15 protein-coding genes are annotated in these 15,328 nt (G+C 41.0%); 9 read left to right on the plus strand and 6 right to left on the minus strand.

What is annotated here, in order from left to right; genetic code table 11:
* Nucleotides 1–99 precede the first annotated feature (99 nt).
* A complete protein-coding gene (gene fabI, locus V7K79_RS29180) occupies nt 100–876 on the minus strand; it encodes an enoyl-ACP reductase FabI (protein WP_335052956.1) in 777 nt (258 codons plus the stop codon).
* 378 nt (nt 877–1,254) lie between these two features.
* Between fabI and ntcA the strand changes: the two genes are divergently transcribed.
* The 3 genes from ntcA (at nt 1,255) to V7K79_RS29195 (ending at nt 4,180) form a co-directional block, all read left to right on the plus strand.
* Nucleotides 1,255–1,926: a global nitrogen regulator NtcA gene (gene ntcA, locus V7K79_RS29185; protein WP_094347373.1), complete on the plus strand. Its 672-nt coding sequence runs from the start codon at nt 1,255–1,257 to the stop codon at nt 1,924–1,926.
* 168 nt (nt 1,927–2,094) lie between these two features.
* Complete coding sequence (locus V7K79_RS29190) at nt 2,095–3,585, plus strand: DUF3084 domain-containing protein (protein ID WP_335052958.1); 1,491 nt, start codon at nt 2,095–2,097, stop codon at nt 3,583–3,585.
* 142 nt (nt 3,586–3,727) lie between these two features.
* On the plus strand, nt 3,728–4,180 hold the full coding sequence (locus V7K79_RS29195) for a resolvase (protein ID WP_335052960.1): 453 nt from the start codon (nt 3,728–3,730) through the stop codon (nt 4,178–4,180).
* Nucleotides 4,181–4,232: 52 nt separating this feature from the next.
* On the opposite strand, the gene V7K79_RS29200 is transcribed toward V7K79_RS29195, so the two are convergent.
* Nucleotides 4,233–4,496 carry a DUF3146 family protein gene (locus V7K79_RS29200; protein ID WP_069070640.1) on the minus strand — a complete coding sequence of 88 codons (264 nt, stop codon included), beginning with the start codon at nt 4,494–4,496 and terminating at the stop codon, nt 4,233–4,235.
* A gap of 232 nt (nt 4,497–4,728) precedes the next feature.
* Between V7K79_RS29200 and V7K79_RS29205 the strand changes: the two genes are divergently transcribed.
* From V7K79_RS29205 to V7K79_RS29230, 6 genes are all read left to right on the plus strand, one after another.
* Nucleotides 4,729–4,947 (plus strand): hypothetical protein, encoded by a 219-nt coding sequence (locus tag V7K79_RS29205; protein ID WP_335052962.1) that lies wholly within the window; start codon nt 4,729–4,731, stop codon nt 4,945–4,947.
* A 411-nt stretch (nt 4,948–5,358) separates the two neighbouring features.
* Nucleotides 5,359–5,559 (plus strand): heavy-metal-associated domain-containing protein, encoded by a 201-nt coding sequence (locus tag V7K79_RS29210; protein WP_335052964.1) that lies wholly within the window; start codon nt 5,359–5,361, stop codon nt 5,557–5,559.
* A gap of 560 nt (nt 5,560–6,119) precedes the next feature.
* Nucleotides 6,120–6,986, plus strand: a complete 867-nt coding sequence (locus tag V7K79_RS29215; protein ID WP_335052966.1) for an aldo/keto reductase — start codon at nt 6,120–6,122, stop codon at nt 6,984–6,986.
* 172 nt (nt 6,987–7,158) lie between these two features.
* Nucleotides 7,159–7,698, plus strand: a complete 540-nt coding sequence (locus V7K79_RS29220; protein WP_335052968.1) for a GNAT family N-acetyltransferase — start codon at nt 7,159–7,161, stop codon at nt 7,696–7,698.
* Nucleotides 7,699–7,781: 83 nt separating this feature from the next.
* Nucleotides 7,782–7,982: a hypothetical protein gene (locus V7K79_RS29225; RefSeq protein WP_335052970.1), complete on the plus strand. Its 201-nt coding sequence runs from the start codon at nt 7,782–7,784 to the stop codon at nt 7,980–7,982.
* 109 nt (nt 7,983–8,091) lie between these two features.
* Nucleotides 8,092–8,577 carry a hypothetical protein gene (locus V7K79_RS29230; protein WP_335053133.1) on the plus strand — a complete coding sequence of 162 codons (486 nt, stop codon included), beginning with the start codon at nt 8,092–8,094 and terminating at the stop codon, nt 8,575–8,577.
* 151 nt (nt 8,578–8,728) lie between these two features.
* On the opposite strand, the gene V7K79_RS29235 is transcribed toward V7K79_RS29230, so the two are convergent.
* The 4 genes from V7K79_RS29235 to V7K79_RS29250 form a co-directional block, all read right to left on the minus strand.
* Nucleotides 8,729–9,424 (minus strand): Crp/Fnr family transcriptional regulator, encoded by a 696-nt coding sequence (locus tag V7K79_RS29235; RefSeq protein WP_335052972.1) that lies wholly within the window; start codon nt 9,422–9,424, stop codon nt 8,729–8,731.
* Nucleotides 9,425–9,426: 2 nt separating this feature from the next.
* Nucleotides 9,427–10,830: an amidase gene (locus tag V7K79_RS29240; protein WP_335052974.1), complete on the minus strand. Its 1,404-nt coding sequence runs from the start codon at nt 10,828–10,830 to the stop codon at nt 9,427–9,429.
* Nucleotides 10,831–10,977: 147 nt separating this feature from the next.
* On the minus strand, nt 10,978–11,805 hold the full coding sequence (gene map / locus V7K79_RS29245; protein ID WP_335052976.1) for a type I methionyl aminopeptidase: 828 nt from the start codon (nt 11,803–11,805) through the stop codon (nt 10,978–10,980).
* Between the two features lie 565 nt (nt 11,806–12,370).
* Entirely contained in the window at nt 12,371–15,232 is a 2,862-nt protein-coding gene (locus V7K79_RS29250; protein ID WP_335052978.1) for a M16 family metallopeptidase, read from the minus strand.
* Between the last annotated feature and the right edge of the window lie 96 nt (nt 15,233–15,328).

The following is a 15,328-nucleotide window of genomic DNA, read 5'->3' on the forward strand; positions in this document are numbered from 1 at the left end:
GAAATAGGGCATGGAGAATAGGGCATAGGGCATAGGGAATGAAAAATGGACAAGAATTTTACTAATACTCAATCCCCAATGCCCCATGCCCAAATTATCTTACATTCCCATAATTTCATATCCTGCATCTACATATAGAATTTGTCCGGTAATGCCGCTGGACAAATCACTACACAAGAAAGCCGCAGCGTTGCCTACTTCTAGTTGAGTGACAGTACGTCGTAGAGGAGCTACTTCTTCTACGTGATGAATCATATCCAAAATCCCACCCACTGCTGAAGATGCCAAAGTACGGATGGGACCTGCGGAGATGGCATTCACGCGAATATTTTGCGGCCCTAGTTCAGCAGCCAGGTAACGCACACTCATTTCTAACCCCGCCTTGGCAATTCCCATAACGTTGTAGTTGGGGATTGCTCTGACACCACCTAAATATGTCAGGGTGACGATACTACCTCCCTCTGTCATCAAAGGTTTAGCTGCGCCACTTAACTGCACTAATGAGTAAGTACTAATTTCTAAGGCGGTGTTGAAGCCTGAACGAGAGGTTTGGCTAAAATCTCCACTTAAATCGTCTTTGCTGGCAAAGGCCAGACAATGGATCAGAATATCTAGCTTTCCCCACTGTTCGCCAATTGTCTCAAAGGTAGATTTAATTTGTTCGTCATCTTGGACATTACAGGGAAGAAATAAGCTGGGGTTGAGGGGTTCTACTAATTCCGCGACTTTTTTCTCCATCTTGCCACGTTCATCCGGCAGGTAGGTAATACCCAAGTTTGCTCCAGCTTTGTGCAGCTGTTGGGCAATGCCCCAGGCGATCGAGCGGTTATTGGCAATACCTGTAACAAGGGCATTTTTTCCAGTCAGATTCAGCATATAAATTGTTAATGCGATCGATCATTAGGAGCATACTAGAATCTGAGGCGAATTTATCTTTGTTTTATACAGGATTGACAAAAATGAATATTGGTAAGAGTGTTTGCTGTGACAAAAATCTTGATTTTTCCTAAAGATATTCTCAAGATATCTTTATTTATTCTTCAAAAAACCTTTTAAATACACCTATTGGAACTACTTATCAACAATTAGTAGCTGAAAAGATCAACAATTATGTATCATTATAAACAAAGAGTTATGAAGAGATTAGTTTGAGTATAGGAAAGTACAGAAAGGTTGACGGTGCTTTATTCATTTATCGGGTGTATTCTTAGGTAATCAGTTTTTGTTTTTCCGGCATTGGGTAGGGGAAGGGAGATGATCGTGACACAAGATAAAGCCCTAGCAAATGTTTTTCGTCAGATGGCGACCGGGGCGTTTCCGCCAGTTGTGGAAACGTTTGAACGCAATAAAACGATCTTTTTTCCTGGCGATCCTGCCGAACGAGTTTATTTTCTTTTAAAAGGTGCTGTTAAACTTTCCAGGGTGTATGAGGCAGGAGAGGAAATAACGGTAGCGTTGCTACGGGAAAATAGTGTTTTTGGTGTATTGTCATTGCTGACAGGAAATAAGTCGGATCGGTTTTATCATGCAGTTGCATTTACTCCTGTGGAATTACTGTCGGCACCAATTGAACAAGTGGAGCTAGCACTCAAGGAAAATCCAGAATTATCAATGTTAATGCTGCGAGGTCTGTCTTCGCGAATTTTACAAACGGAGATGATGATTGAAACTCTCGCTCACCGAGATATGGGTTCTCGATTAGTGAGTTTTTTGTTAATTCTTTGTCGGGATTTTGGCGTTCCTTGTGCAGATGGGATCACAATTGATCTGAAGTTATCTCATCAAGCGATCGCAGAGGCAATTGGTTCAACTCGTGTTACCGTTACTAGGCTACTAGGAGATTTGCGTGAGAAAAAGATGATTTCTATTCACAAAAAGAAGATTACTGTGCATAAACCTGTTACCTTAAGTAGGCAGTTCACATAAAAACAATTGGAGAAAGCGGAATCGGCGCGTGTTGTATTTTGAAAAATGACACTAATAGCTAGAGGTAAATCTAAAATTGAATAATTTCAGCTATTGCCAATTTCCGCTTCTTTCCAGACAATGCTTAAAAGTAGTAGGCTGTATCTGAAAGGATTTCGGTAGCTAAAGATGACCACCGGATACATCCTCATCGCAGCAATTTTGATTCTGGGAGGCGTAATTGCCACTGTCGGCGATCGCATCGGCACACGAGTTGGCAAAGCTCGCCTCTCACTTTTTAAACTTCGTCCGAAAAATACTGCTGTATTAGTAACAATTTTTACTGGTGGTTTGATTTCAGCATCAACTTTAGGGATTTTATTCGCTGCCGACGAAGGCTTGCGAAAAGGAGTCTTTGAATTAGAGGATATTCAAACAGACCTCAGACAGAAGCGAGAACAGCTAAAAACCGCAGAAACTCAGAAAAGTCAGGTAGAGGGTGAACTAAACCAAGCAAGAATTGCCCAAGCAAAGGCACAACAAGACTTGCAGGCAATTAACCAATCCTTGCAGGCGGCAAATGCAAAACAGAGGGAAACACAAGCTCAGTTGAACCGCACAATTAGTCAACAAGCCCAAACCCAAACTCAACTCCAACGCACTCAAGGTCAGCTAGATCGGGTTGTGACTCAATACCAAAAAGCCATAGCTGAATTGCAAAGCGTTTACAACCAGAGAAAGGAATTACAGGCGGCAGTTGAACTACTGAAGACAGAACGTCAACGGCTTTATGCAGAAGCGAAAAAAGCCATTGACGAAGCTAAAACAGCAATTGAAAAACGCGATCGCGAACTTGCTAACCGTCAAGAAGCTATACAAGTGCGCGATCAAAAAATTTCCCAACTCGATCAACTAATTCAAAAGCGTAATGTAGAAGTTGCAGCACGAGAGCAAGTGATTGCCAAACGGGAATCGCGCCTCAAAGAATTGGAAGCACAGCAGGAGGAACTAGAACAGGAAGTTGCCAGACTGGAAAAATATTATCAGTCCTACCGCGACCTGCGTTTGGGTAAGCTAGCCTTAGTTCGCGGTCAAGTTCTATCTGCTGCTGTAATTCGTGTTACTCAACCTGCTGCTGCTCATCAGGCAGTGGTACAACTTTTACAAGAAGCCAATCGCAACGCCAATCTGGAATTAAGCGAGCCTGGTGCAAATCCTGCAAATGTAGAGCTACTGCGTGTGACCCAGGATAGGGTCGATCAACTGAGCAAACAGATTGGCGATGGTCAAGAATACGTCGTGCGAATTTTCTCTGCTGGTAATTACGTTAGGGGAGAAAAGCAGATAGAATTTTTCGCGGACACAGCCCAGAATCAACTAGTTTTTTCGGGAGGCGCGGTGCTAGCCACGACTACTACTGATTCCAAAACCATGACATCTTATCAGTTACAGCAGCGTCTAGAAATACTGATTTCTGCTTCCCAATTTCGGGCCCGAAATGCCGGAATTGTCGAAAATGTGCAAGTAGAGGGGACTTTTTTGCGCTTTGTTAGCCTATTAAGACAGTATAATCAACCTTTGGAGATCAAAGCGATCGCAGCAGAGGATACTTATACAGCTGGGCCATTGAGAGTAAAATTAGTGGCGATAGTTAACGGAAAAATTATTTTTAGTACTTAAAAAATTATTTGCACACTGTTATTAGTAAGATTTAAACATATTGAACAGCAGCAAAAACAGTTGCTGTAGCTACTTTTTTATCTAACAGATACGATGCGTAGCAAGATCCCTGTAAGGATACATTTCTAATTTTTAATTTCTTATGAATTTCCGGGAATTTTCACCAACGCAACCAGTCATTTTGGGGTTTGATCCAGGTCGAGATAAGTGTGGTTTAGGGGTGATGGGACTGGATCGGCAACTGTATTATCATCAGGTCTTGCTAGCAAAAGAGGCGATCGCTACCATTGAGACACTACGTCAAAGGTTTCCCATCTCTTTGATGGTCATGGGCGACCAAACTACAGCCCAACAGTGGAGGCAGAAATTATATCAAGAATTGACAGAACCCCTGAGCATTATTTTAGTGGATGAGCGCTACACAACCTTAGAAGCACGCGATCGCTATTGGCAAATGTACCCGCCCAAAGGGCTAATAAAGCTATTACCACAGGGTCTACGACAGCCACCGAGACCCATAGATGACATTGTTGCCATCCTTTTAATCGAAAGATACCTAAATCGCCTCACTGAATCAGCAGCCAGCCAATTTTAGATTTTTTCTTCAATCTAAAATCCAAAATCCGAAATTAAATAACTCCTAAGTTTTAAAGTTCCGCCCGAATCGTAAAAGCATAGTCTCCTCCAGGCTCTAGCTGGTAATCTTGTTGCTCCAAGAATCGACCAAGGGGTTCTTTGATCAAGGCGCGACCTTGGGAAGGCTTGACGGCAAGTTCTCCCCGGCGAAAATGCCACTGGAAATGCCACTCAAACTCACCCGCACTGACTTCGCCCTCAAGGAAGCCGTGTTGCCAGGATTGGCGGGTAATTCTGACGTGGGCAATGGTTTCTGGCAGACGTTTTGCACTCACAATGCTTTATGTCAAGTGTGAAATAACAGCCGATGATGTAAGCGATTTATTTTATTTACTAAACATATCTTAATTAGACAAACTGACAAAGTGGGTATTTGTAGTTGACTAGGTTGTGTTTATAAGCAAGACAACTTCGGTATCCTGAAGCCGCGCCACCGATAGCGTAAGCAAGCTGTCTTTTGGAGAGTCATAGCTAGTCATAGAGATTAAAAAATAAATCAAACGAGAAATGCTAATTTTTTCGTTGCTTGTAGCGATCGCACTTCCACTACTAGCACATTTGAGTAATCATTTCCATTGGCAACGTGAAGCAGTTTATAGCGTCAATACCCAAATTAGAAGTGTGCAACACTCGGATCATAATTGCGTCACTGGAGGTCTTTATTGCGAAGTCCACAGTATATCTATGCCGCAAGATAGCTGTTTTTTGGATTTATATGTACGTTAAAAATCAGGCAAAAGTACCTGAGGTATACAATAAATTAAAAACTACAGAGAAAAAAGTTTCGTGATTTACGCATAGACGTTTGTACAATTGGGTAGCGCTGCAAAAGCAATTATGTTGAACACCAACCATTAGAAAAGCAGGAGGAATGTCTCGTGGAGCCTCTAGAACAAACTAAAAAATGGCTTTTTATCAGTTAATAGTACTAAGTGTATTTTCATAAATTACTTTATCTATTTTGGCCTTTGATTTGGTTTTACTGCTTAGGTAATTTGTCAATAATAATTTAGGTATAACTATTTTTTATTACTATTTCTGTCATGTCCAACTCCATAACTCCAGTAAGATGTTGCTCACTTTTAAAATCGATATTATGATTGAATGTAAATTCCAGTTGGCGTAACGAGGTAAATAATGGCAATTAAATTGAAAGTTCCAGATATTAAAGGTGAAGAGTGCGCCAAGAAAATAACTAAATCTATTCTGACTATGGAATCTGATGCCAAAGTAGACGTGAACGTAGATACTAAAACTGTAACTGTAGATACTGAGGCTTCTGAAGAGTCAGTTAAACAGATAGTTCAAGCTGCTGGTTTTACTATAGAGGGCTACTAATCAAATTTCTAAATTTCTGAAGAAGTTTAGATGAATTAATTAGCCAGTACAATTGTGTAATGATATTTACGTCCGTTAAACGGACGTAAATATTAATAAATCACTATAATCGAACGCGAATATTTTTCCTTTAATAGCAAGGCAAACTGAGTTAAATATCAACAAGCTTAAATAAAAGTGGAATTCAGTAAGACTCAATTAAACACGAATTTCAAAAAATTAAATTTTAACTTTATTTTAAAAATTATTAAAATTTTTGCACGATTCAAAAGTCTTTACCTTGAATCATTCTCCCATGCTTGCGAAAAATACTTTGAAATTGGCTGGCTTTTTCCTAATTGTGGGAGAAAGTATTGAGGGATATAGCAAGATTGGGTAGGGTAGGTAAATTTTTAGAAGTTAAAAGCAATCGACGATTGTCATCAAATAGTATGATATCTCTACACCTTACATCAAGAATAATTATATTCACTTCTCGTCCTTAAGTTTAAGTACTAGGGAGGATTTATGATGAATAATTAACTGATAAATAATTGGTACAGAAAGATATAGCTAGAAATATGGAAACTAAACAGCTAGGAAAAACTGGTATCTTTGTGAGTGCGATTGGTTTGGGTGGTATGCCTATGTCAATTTCTAATCGCCCTCCCGAATCGCAATCAATTGAAGTTATTCATCGTGCCCTCGATGTGGGCATTACATTTATTGACACTGCCGATTCTTACTGCAAAGATGAGTCAGATAAGCACCACAATGAACGGCTAATTCACAAAGCACTTAGTAGTTACAAAGGCGATGTTAGTCAAGTGATTGTAGCAACTAAGGGCGGGTTAATGCGTCCCAATGGCAACTGGACAGGCAATGGCAACCCAGAACATTTGCGCCAAACAATTCGAGTCAGTTTTGAGGCATTGGGTAATACTAAACCTATCGACGTTTGGCAATACCATTCTCCCGATACTAATTTCACCATTGAAGAATCCCTAGCGCCAGTTAAAGAAGCAGTAGAGGCTGGTTTGATTCGGTTTGTGGGAGTTTCTAACTTTTCCGTTGAACAAATTAAGCAGGCGCAGGATGTAGTAGATATTGTCTCGGTGCAGAATCAATACAGCCCTTGGCAACGACAGCCAGAAAATGACGGTGTATTGAAGTATTGCGAACAGCAAGGATTGACCTTTTTACCTTGGAGTCCCTTTGGTGGTAGTCGTCGCCATCAGGACTTGCAGGATATTTCTGCGATCGCTAAATTAGCTAAAGAAAAAGGCGTATCGGTGTATGATATCGTTTTAGCGTGGTTGCGTTCCAAGTCGCCTGCTATTTTACCAATTCCTGGTGCTAGCAAAGTTTCGAGCATTGAAGATTCAGCAGAAGCTATCAATGTGAAACTATCTGATGAAGAAGTGCAAAAAATTGATCGGGCAACTTAATCATTCGGCGTTGCTAATTAAATATATAAATCTGGGTGTAAAGACGTTGCAATTTAACGTCTTTACAAACATATTGAAATCACGCAAAATCATTTTTATATCTAAATTCGGCAACGCCAATGATTCCACTGGCTAACGTAGATGTGGTAGAAGTTGCCTATAAAAAAAAGACATGATATTAGAAACACACCGCTTGCTAATGCGTGACTTTGTAGAGACAGACTGGCAAGCGGTTTTTGCTTATCAATCAAATCCTTTGTACTTGCGTTACAACTACTGGACACACCCCACACAGAAGGATGTTTGCGAGTTCATCAAAATGTTTATCAATCAGCAAAAAGAGCAACCAAGAACAAAGTTTCAGTTAGCTATTATCCTCAAAGAAGAAAATCAACTGATTGGTAATTGTGGCATCCGTGTAAATGATCTGAAAATGCAAGAAGCAAATATTGGCTATGAACTAAATACTCAATATTGGGGACAAGGTTATGCAACAGAAGCAGCACAAGCCATTTTAAAGTTTGGTTTTGAAGAACTGGGAATGCATCGCATCTGGTCTTGGTGTGTTTCAGAGAATGTTGCTTCTGTAAAGGTATTAGAAAAAATTGGTATGCGTCGTGAAGGTCATCTGCGGGAAAAAGAGTTAATCAAAGGCAGATGGTATGACAACTTTCTTTACGCTATCCTTGACCACGAGTGGAAAGCAAACTAATACTGCTTCTATGAGCTATCTCAGAGACAATATCATAAATTCTTGAGAAATTGAGGATAAGACAAGTTCAGAGGGTCGCAGACATGACCAATACTATCCTTAATTTCCAAACAGCTACCGTACACAAAGTCTTAGCAGCAACGGATAAAAAATATCTCGCTCTTAGTGGACAAATAGCTACAGATAAATTATTTCTGTGGGCAAACTTTCAACCTGAGAAGATTATCAGCCTTTGTTTAAGGTTCATAATCCAAAACTACTTTAATCTGGTGTTTTTGTTTTGATGTTTGCTAATGCACGTGATGCTTTAAAAGCTGAAGAAAACCTAACATTTTTGCTCACATTCTCTGAGAAAGTCGTAGGAATAATTAGTTATTTATGGAGTCTGAAAAAATGCGATCGCTACTTTTAACTTTTGCTCAACATTTAAATCTATCTGAAACTCAGTTGCAAGAAATACTTTCACAACCTTTAACTGAAGTTCTCACTTTACCTGAATTGCTACAAGAATTAAACAGCTTAGATACCAATTTACTTAAAAAAACCTTGCCGACAGCAGGAGGAGTTTTAGCTAAGGAATTACCACCTTTTTATAACTGGCTAAAAAATGAGTTGGGAGTCAAGCAGGTTCCTGATAGTCCCGATCACACAACAACATGGGTAATTGGTTTCCTTCATAATCAAGAAAGTTTAACTCATTTAGTTGACTTACATCGTCCAGTACCTCCTCTGGCTTTAGAAGCTTCTATTCCCCGCTTGGTAGGGATATTTGAAGGTGTCGAAGATGTGCAAGTTCGGCAAGAATGGCAAAAAGCGATCGCAGCTTTATGTCTAGTTTTAGTTGTTGCTGCACGCGAACAAGATAAAGTCGCAATCTAAATTGCTGTCCTTTGCGTGTAAGGGCGCACAGCTGTGTGCCCCTACTAATCTATAGCAGGAGGCAGGAGGCAGGAGGCAGAAGGCAGGAGGTAAAACTATTACTATTCCTAGCTTTCACTCTTTTCAAATGTCCTAACCTATGTGACTACGGCTATATATCTCCAGAAGCGATCGCATCTAATTTATCAACATCAAGTATGATAATCGTCCCACCACGACGATAAGCAATTACCGACTTGAGACTTTTAATTAATCGCACACATTCTTCGTAAGTAATGCCACTACTTCGAGCCATGCGATAATAAGATAATTTGACTTTTAAACATTCGCCTTGGGAAGTAGATTCAGTTCCAGATTCGGCAGCAAAATATTGTATTAATCTGGCAAGGCGAACAATAGCTCTTTCAGAAACTAATCCGTGGACTGTTTCATGTAATTGCTGAATTCGACTGTTAAAAACCATCAACATTTGTAAGGCAATTTCAGGATTTTGACCAATAGCTTTTAATAAAGTATCTCGCTTGACAGTGAGAATTTCACAATCAGATTCAGCAGTGACAGTTGCCGGAGAAATTCCATTTCCCAACAAAGCTGGAGCCGCAAAAATTTCCCCAGCAGCTAAGGCGCGGAGAATTGTTTCTTTTCCCGATGTTGCTGTTTTAGTAACTTGAATCGATCCACTAACAACAGCGTAGAGTTTTGCTGGTAAGCGATCGCTTTCATGAAGAATAATCTCCCCTTTGCGATAGCCTTGTACCTGAGTGTCAGGTTGCAAACCGATCTTCTCTGCTGTTTCTAAACTCGCAAACACGATAATTTGCGAAAGTTGTTCCAGAGATGCCTGCATAATTAGCTCGATATTGCCCAAGCTGGACGACGATCGATCCAAGGTTTAGCCGCTTCTAATTGTGCTGCTAGGCTGATAATTGTAGCTTCAGCCGCAGGTTTACCAATTAGCTGCACGCTCATGGGTAAACCCTTACTATCAAAGCCTACAGGAATTGCGATCGCAGGTTGTCCAGTTGCATTCGCAGGTGGACAAGGGGCAACCCACCTAATAATATTTTGGAATGTCTCTTCTTGACTCAGCGAAGCCCATTCCCCAACGCGGATGGGTGAATGTAGATAAACTGGCAATACCAGCACATCCACGGTATCGAAAAACGCCACGATCTGACGTGCTACTACCTGCATTTTAGAAACTGCTTGTAAGTATTGGGCAACAGAACCTGTGCGTGCAAATAGCCAGCGATTTAATGGTTGTAAAGCTTCAACAGGAAGTCCTGATGCAGCTACCCCAGCTTGCCAAACGATTTGAAATGGTTCAACTAAACCACTAAAATCTGGGGATTTTTGTTCAACGTGATGACCGAGTTGTTCTAACAACTGAACTGTTTGGCGGACACCTTGCTGACAGTTCGCGTCAGCTTCTCCCAAAGGAGAAATGCTAGTGTCAAAGGCAATTCGCAAAGCACCAAGTTTTGTCTGAGTGGCGGCGAGAAATGATGGTTCGGGATCTGGCAACCAGTAAGGATCGCCTGTTGTATACCCAGATATAGCATCCAAAAGGGCAGCAGCATCAGCCACAGTCCGGGCGATTGGCCCGTTGACGGCAATTCCAGCCAGACGTTCGCCTACGGGTGCTTTACTCACTCTGCCCCTTGATGGTTTAATTCCTACCAAACCACAACAAGCCGCAGGCCCCCGAATCGAACCACCGCCATCAGAACCTTGAGCGATCGCACACAATCCCGCCGCTACCGCCGCCGCCGCGCCACCACTGGAACCGCCAGGGGTATATTCTAAATTCCACGGATTTCTGGCTGGGGGAAAACCCGCAGGTTCGCTGTATGGGAATGAACCTAATTCAGAAGTGGCTGTTTTACCAAGAATAGTAAATCCAGCTTGCTTAATCCGGGTTACAACGCCATCATCATAGTTAGGAATATTGTTCAGTAATGCCGGATTTCCATAAGTACAAGTAACACCTGCTACTGCATTGAGGTCTTTTATGGAAATCGGCACGCCAAAAAATGGCGGTAGTTCTGAGGTAGTTGTCAATAATTCTGTTTTGGCTTTGGCATCTGCGATCGCTAATTCTGCCGTTACCGTAAAATAACTTCCTAATTGGGGATTTAATTGCCCAATCCGTTCTAAATATATTTCTACCAACTCTAGCGGTGATATTTCCTGGCGACGAATCAATTGCGCCAACTCTAGTGCTGGGGTAAATGCTAAATCAACTTCATTCATAGGTTAGTGAATAGGTAATTTTGTCTTTCTGTGGGATTTTTAAACTGAATCAAATTAACCTGTGGAATGTGGGTTAAAAAAATAAAGAGATAAATCGCCCTATTTCGACGCTTCACCTCTTTAACAACAGATAATTACAACTATCAATTACACTTTAGAACGGTCAGTTAAAATCTCATAACCAGTCTCCGTTACTAAAACTGTATGCTCAAACTGAGCCGACAAGGAATTATCCATAGTGACTGCTGTCCAACGGTCAGATAATGTTCGTGTATGTCTGGAACCCGCATTTAAAATTGGCTCAATTGCTAGTGTCATCCCCGCCCGGAGTTTAACATTTGGCATCTCACGAGTACGATAGTTAAATACCGAAGGTTCTTCATGCAGGTTACGACCGACACCGTGTCCAGTGAATTCTTCGACTATACTAAAGCCGTTAAATTTCACATGATCTTCAATTGCTCCAGCTAAGTCAAGTAAGTATACACCAGCCTTTACTTGCTCAATGCCTTTATATAAAGCTTCTTCTGCTACGCGAATTAATTTAGCAGCTTCTTGCGTCACTTCACCGACAGCAATTGAAATGCAAGAATCACCATGAAAGCCTTGGTAATAAGCACCTGTGTCTACTTTTAATACATCCCCAACGCGAATCACTTTCTTGGGGCTAGGAATCCCATGTACTGCTTCATTGTTAATGCTGGAACAGATAGAACCTGGAAAACCGTGATATCCTTTAAAGCTAGGTGTCGCACCCATTTCGCGGATACGCTTTTCTGCATAAGCATCCAAATCAGCTGTTGTCATTCCCGGCTTTACTAGCTCGGAAATTTCTTTTAGGACAGTTGCCACAATTGCCGATGCTTTCCGCATGATTTCAATTTCACGCGGCGATTTAATTTCAATTCCTCGGCGCTGCTTTTTCGCAGGTGCAGGCTGAGTTGTTTGAGAAAGTAAGTTACTGAAAATGTTCATGGCAAATTAATAATTACTGGTGACTCTGATGCTGAAGTATCAATGCTTTCTCTAGATTAATTGAGAAATAATATCTATAATTTAAATTATTTTAATCTTTGATAGAGATTCTTTATTTTGGGCGCTAATGTATATAGAATAACATATTTGCATACTCCTAATATGTTGGGCTTGAATCAAAAACGCCCTAAGTTATTCACGATACACTCTGGGAGTTAGTACAGTTTCGTCTAAAATCAGGGATTTTAGTTAGCTGAATTACCCAAGCTAACTGTAATTTCTGTAGCTGGTTACTTGAGCAAATAGCTAGACAAATTTGCCGCGATCGCTGGAGTAGCAATGAAATTTCGAGCTATGATAAGCGCTAATATCACGTAGCTATGCCGTAATATTTATACCTAAGCAAAAGTAGAGAAAGCAACAGGTTTAATTACAATTTTGTAAAACTAGTGATAAATTTTCATCACTAGTTTTCAAAAGGCAATAGTGATCAGAAACAATTTATAGATAGCGGAAAAAACCACTTTACCCATTCTTTATATTATCCATGTTACAGTGCCCATCTCTACCTAATGCTTTTTTCTGCTAACACAGATGGCCCAGCAGTAACCACCACAATTTGATCTGAGTGGAGTAACTCACGAGCCGCTTGATTAACTTGGGTAAGGGTGACTTTCTGGATTTGCTCGGTGAAGGAGTGCAATTCTAGTTTATCTAGTCCGTATACCTCATTCATCAGAATTCTATCTGTTAATTCCTCTGGGTTTGCCAGGGAAACGTTGTAATTGCTGATGAGAGTGCGTTTAGCTGTTTCTACCTCCAGTGCGGTGACACCTTGTTGATGGATTTGCTGTAGTATTTGGCGGGTACTAGCGATCGCTTTACTGCTATCTTCAGGACTTGTCTGCATCTCAATCAAAAATGTCCCTACATTCTTCCCGACTTGGAAGGAGCTATAAATTCCATAGCTCAAACCTTGGCGATCGCGCACTTCTGCACCTAGTCTACTAGATAAGGTATCGCCTCCCAAAATCTGGTTCAATACTAAAGCTGCATAAAATCGAGGATCGTAACGGTTAATACTTGTGTAACCTATATAAGTTACAGCTTGGGCTTTATCTGGTAAAACTGGGTTGACAGTGACGATTTTCTTCGGCATTGCCACTGGGGGATATTTTAATGTGGGTGCTTTTCCCTTAACTTCCCAGTCTCCAAACTTATTTTTAATCAGCGATCGCACTTTGTCTAGATCAAAATCTCCCACCAGCGCTAGCACTGTTGTATCTGGACGATAATGTTTTGCTTTGAAATCAATCACATCCTGGTGCTGAATCTGCTGTAAACTCTCCTCTGTGGGAAAAGTATGTAAGGGATGTTTTTTCGGATAAATTGACTGAATAAATACTCTTCTGGCTACTTCTGATGGCTCATCTAATTCCAGTTGTAGTTCGGTTAAAGTTTGTTGGCGATGCAATTCCAACTCTTTGACTGGAAAGTTACTATTTTTTACAACATCTGCCAATATCTCTAAAAGTATCGGCAAATCCTCTGCTAAACTATCACCTTCGATATGCACACCTTCGCGGTAGGTTTGAAAGTCCAGACTTGCCCCACGTTCTCCTAAAACTTTAGCAATAGTAAAGACATCCTTGCTATTAGTGCCATTGAGCAAATTCTCTGCCACAAAAGCAGCTAATCCAGCTTTGTTCTCTGGCTCGAATTCCGTCCCAGCTTGAATATAACCGCTCAAGGTAACAGTGGGAGTACTGCGATCGGGTAACAATAATATCCGCAGTCCGTTAGTAAATTTAAATTCATCAGGTAAAATTTGGGCAATCGCATCTGTAGCCAAATCCACAGGCGGTAAATATTTCATCACCTCAGAAAAAAGCACGGGTGCGCCAGGAGAAAAATTTTCTGTAGTTTGGGCTAAGTCTGGTTTGTCAGCAACTTCTTTTATCTGCTTCTGGGTTGGTTCAAAAAAGCCAACTGTCCGCGTTTCTTTTGTCAGGTATTTGTTAATCACAGCAACGACATCAGCCGACTCCACCAGACGGACAGCAGCCAAATAACGGTCTGTGTAGCTATAATCACCAACAGTTGTCTCATCAGTACCCAATCGCATTGCTTGAGAAGTGATATCACGGTTACTCAAAATTACATCTGCTGTTAATTGAATTTTGGCTTGTTCTACTTCCTCAGAAGTCACGCCTTTTTCTGCTACATTGGCGATCGCACTAGTCAACATTGAGTCAATTTTTTTCAAATCTTGTTTAGAACCAGCCGTTACTAACACCTCATACCAACCAGATTCTCGCAAACTGGTGACGGATGCTGTAACTTCACTAGCTAAACCTGATTCCACCAATGCCTGATACAGTCTAGAATTACGTCCTTCTGTCAAGATGTAATCCATCACATCCAGCGCCGGCACATCCGGTTGATTTGCATCTGGTAGCGGATACACAACTTGTAACAGCCGCCCTGCTCCCGGTTCTCGCAATACTATGGGAGTGCTGAGTGATGTTAGCAAAAGCGGGGCGTTTAGCCCGTGCTGAGTTATGAGTGATGGAGAAATAACTCCTGCCCCCTGCCTCATGCCCTCTGCCTCCTGCCTCGCTAATTTGCCAAATACCTCTTTAATCGTTTCGAGAGTGTTTGCAGTTTGAAAATCTCCAACAATCACTAAGACAGCATTATTGGGACTGTAAAAATTGCGGTAATATTTTTCTACCTGCTCAACTTCAAATTTCCCGACATCAGCTTTTGTGCCACCTACAGGCAACCCATAAGCATGATTGGGAAACACCGCTTGCATAACGGCACGGTTGAGGCGATATTCTGGACTATTTTCGTAACCTTGCAACTCGGAAATTACTACCCGCTTTTCACTCGCTAATTGTTCTGGTAGAATCTGGGAATTTTGCATTCTGTCAGCTTCCAGCACTAAGAGCGCTTTCAACTTGTTTCGTTCCACAGTACTGTAATATGCAGTTTGATCGTAGCTGGTGAAAGCATTGGAATCACTACCTAAAGCACTAAATAAACGTCCAAATTGAATTGGACGATTTCGAGTGCCTTTAAACATCATGTGTTCTAACTGGTGGGCAATGCCATTCACACCCGGTTCTTCGTTGCGTGAGCCAACCTTGTACCACACCTGCACCGTCACCACTGGCGCAGTATGCACTTCTTTTGTCAAAACTGTTAGACCATTCTCCAGCACTGTTTTGTGGACATTTTCTGTCAGTGTCGAGGGCATTATTCTTTTTGCTAGCAAGGTTGACTGATATTTTTCTTTATTAGTAAATATAACTGGATGTTGACTATGAGCAGGTCGATCGCTCAACAAAAAAACAGCTACTAACCATAAACTTAAAAGTAATAACGGCAAAGGATATTTATAAAATTTGGAAAATCCATACATGTATTTAGCAGATATATCTGTAAATTAAATTACATAATTATTTGGGAGAGTCTTCATAGTTTAATCTGGTAAAAAAATCTGTTACTTCAGTAACAA

This window comes from Nostoc sp. (genome assembly GCF_036917575.1).
GTDB lineage: Bacteria > Cyanobacteriota > Cyanobacteriia > Cyanobacteriales > Nostocaceae > Nostoc.

Coding starts and splice junctions, on each gene's coding strand:
- fabI (WP_335052956.1), bottom strand. CDS start 876: ATGCTGAATCTGACTGGAAAAAATGCCCTTGTTACAGGTATTGCCAAT.
- ntcA (WP_094347373.1), top strand. CDS start 1,255: ATGATCGTGACACAAGATAAAGCCCTAGCAAATGTTTTTCGTCAGATG.
- V7K79_RS29190 (WP_335052958.1), top strand. CDS start 2,095: ATGACCACCGGATACATCCTCATCGCAGCAATTTTGATTCTGGGAGGC.
- V7K79_RS29195 (WP_335052960.1), top strand. CDS start 3,728: ATGAATTTCCGGGAATTTTCACCAACGCAACCAGTCATTTTGGGGTTT.
- V7K79_RS29205 (WP_335052962.1), top strand. CDS start 4,729: ATGCTAATTTTTTCGTTGCTTGTAGCGATCGCACTTCCACTACTAGCA.
- V7K79_RS29210 (WP_335052964.1), top strand. CDS start 5,359: ATGGCAATTAAATTGAAAGTTCCAGATATTAAAGGTGAAGAGTGCGCC.
- V7K79_RS29215 (WP_335052966.1), top strand. CDS start 6,120: ATGGAAACTAAACAGCTAGGAAAAACTGGTATCTTTGTGAGTGCGATT.
- V7K79_RS29220 (WP_335052968.1), top strand. CDS start 7,159: ATGATATTAGAAACACACCGCTTGCTAATGCGTGACTTTGTAGAGACA.
- V7K79_RS29225 (WP_335052970.1), top strand. CDS start 7,782: ATGACCAATACTATCCTTAATTTCCAAACAGCTACCGTACACAAAGTC.
- V7K79_RS29230 (WP_335053133.1), top strand. CDS start 8,092: ATGCGATCGCTACTTTTAACTTTTGCTCAACATTTAAATCTATCTGAA.
- V7K79_RS29235 (WP_335052972.1), bottom strand. CDS start 9,424: ATGCAGGCATCTCTGGAACAACTTTCGCAAATTATCGTGTTTGCGAGT.
- V7K79_RS29240 (WP_335052974.1), bottom strand. CDS start 10,830: ATGAATGAAGTTGATTTAGCATTTACCCCAGCACTAGAGTTGGCGCAA.
- map (WP_335052976.1), bottom strand. CDS start 11,805: ATGAACATTTTCAGTAACTTACTTTCTCAAACAACTCAGCCTGCACCT.
- V7K79_RS29250 (WP_335052978.1), bottom strand. CDS start 15,232: ATGTATGGATTTTCCAAATTTTATAAATATCCTTTGCCGTTATTACTT.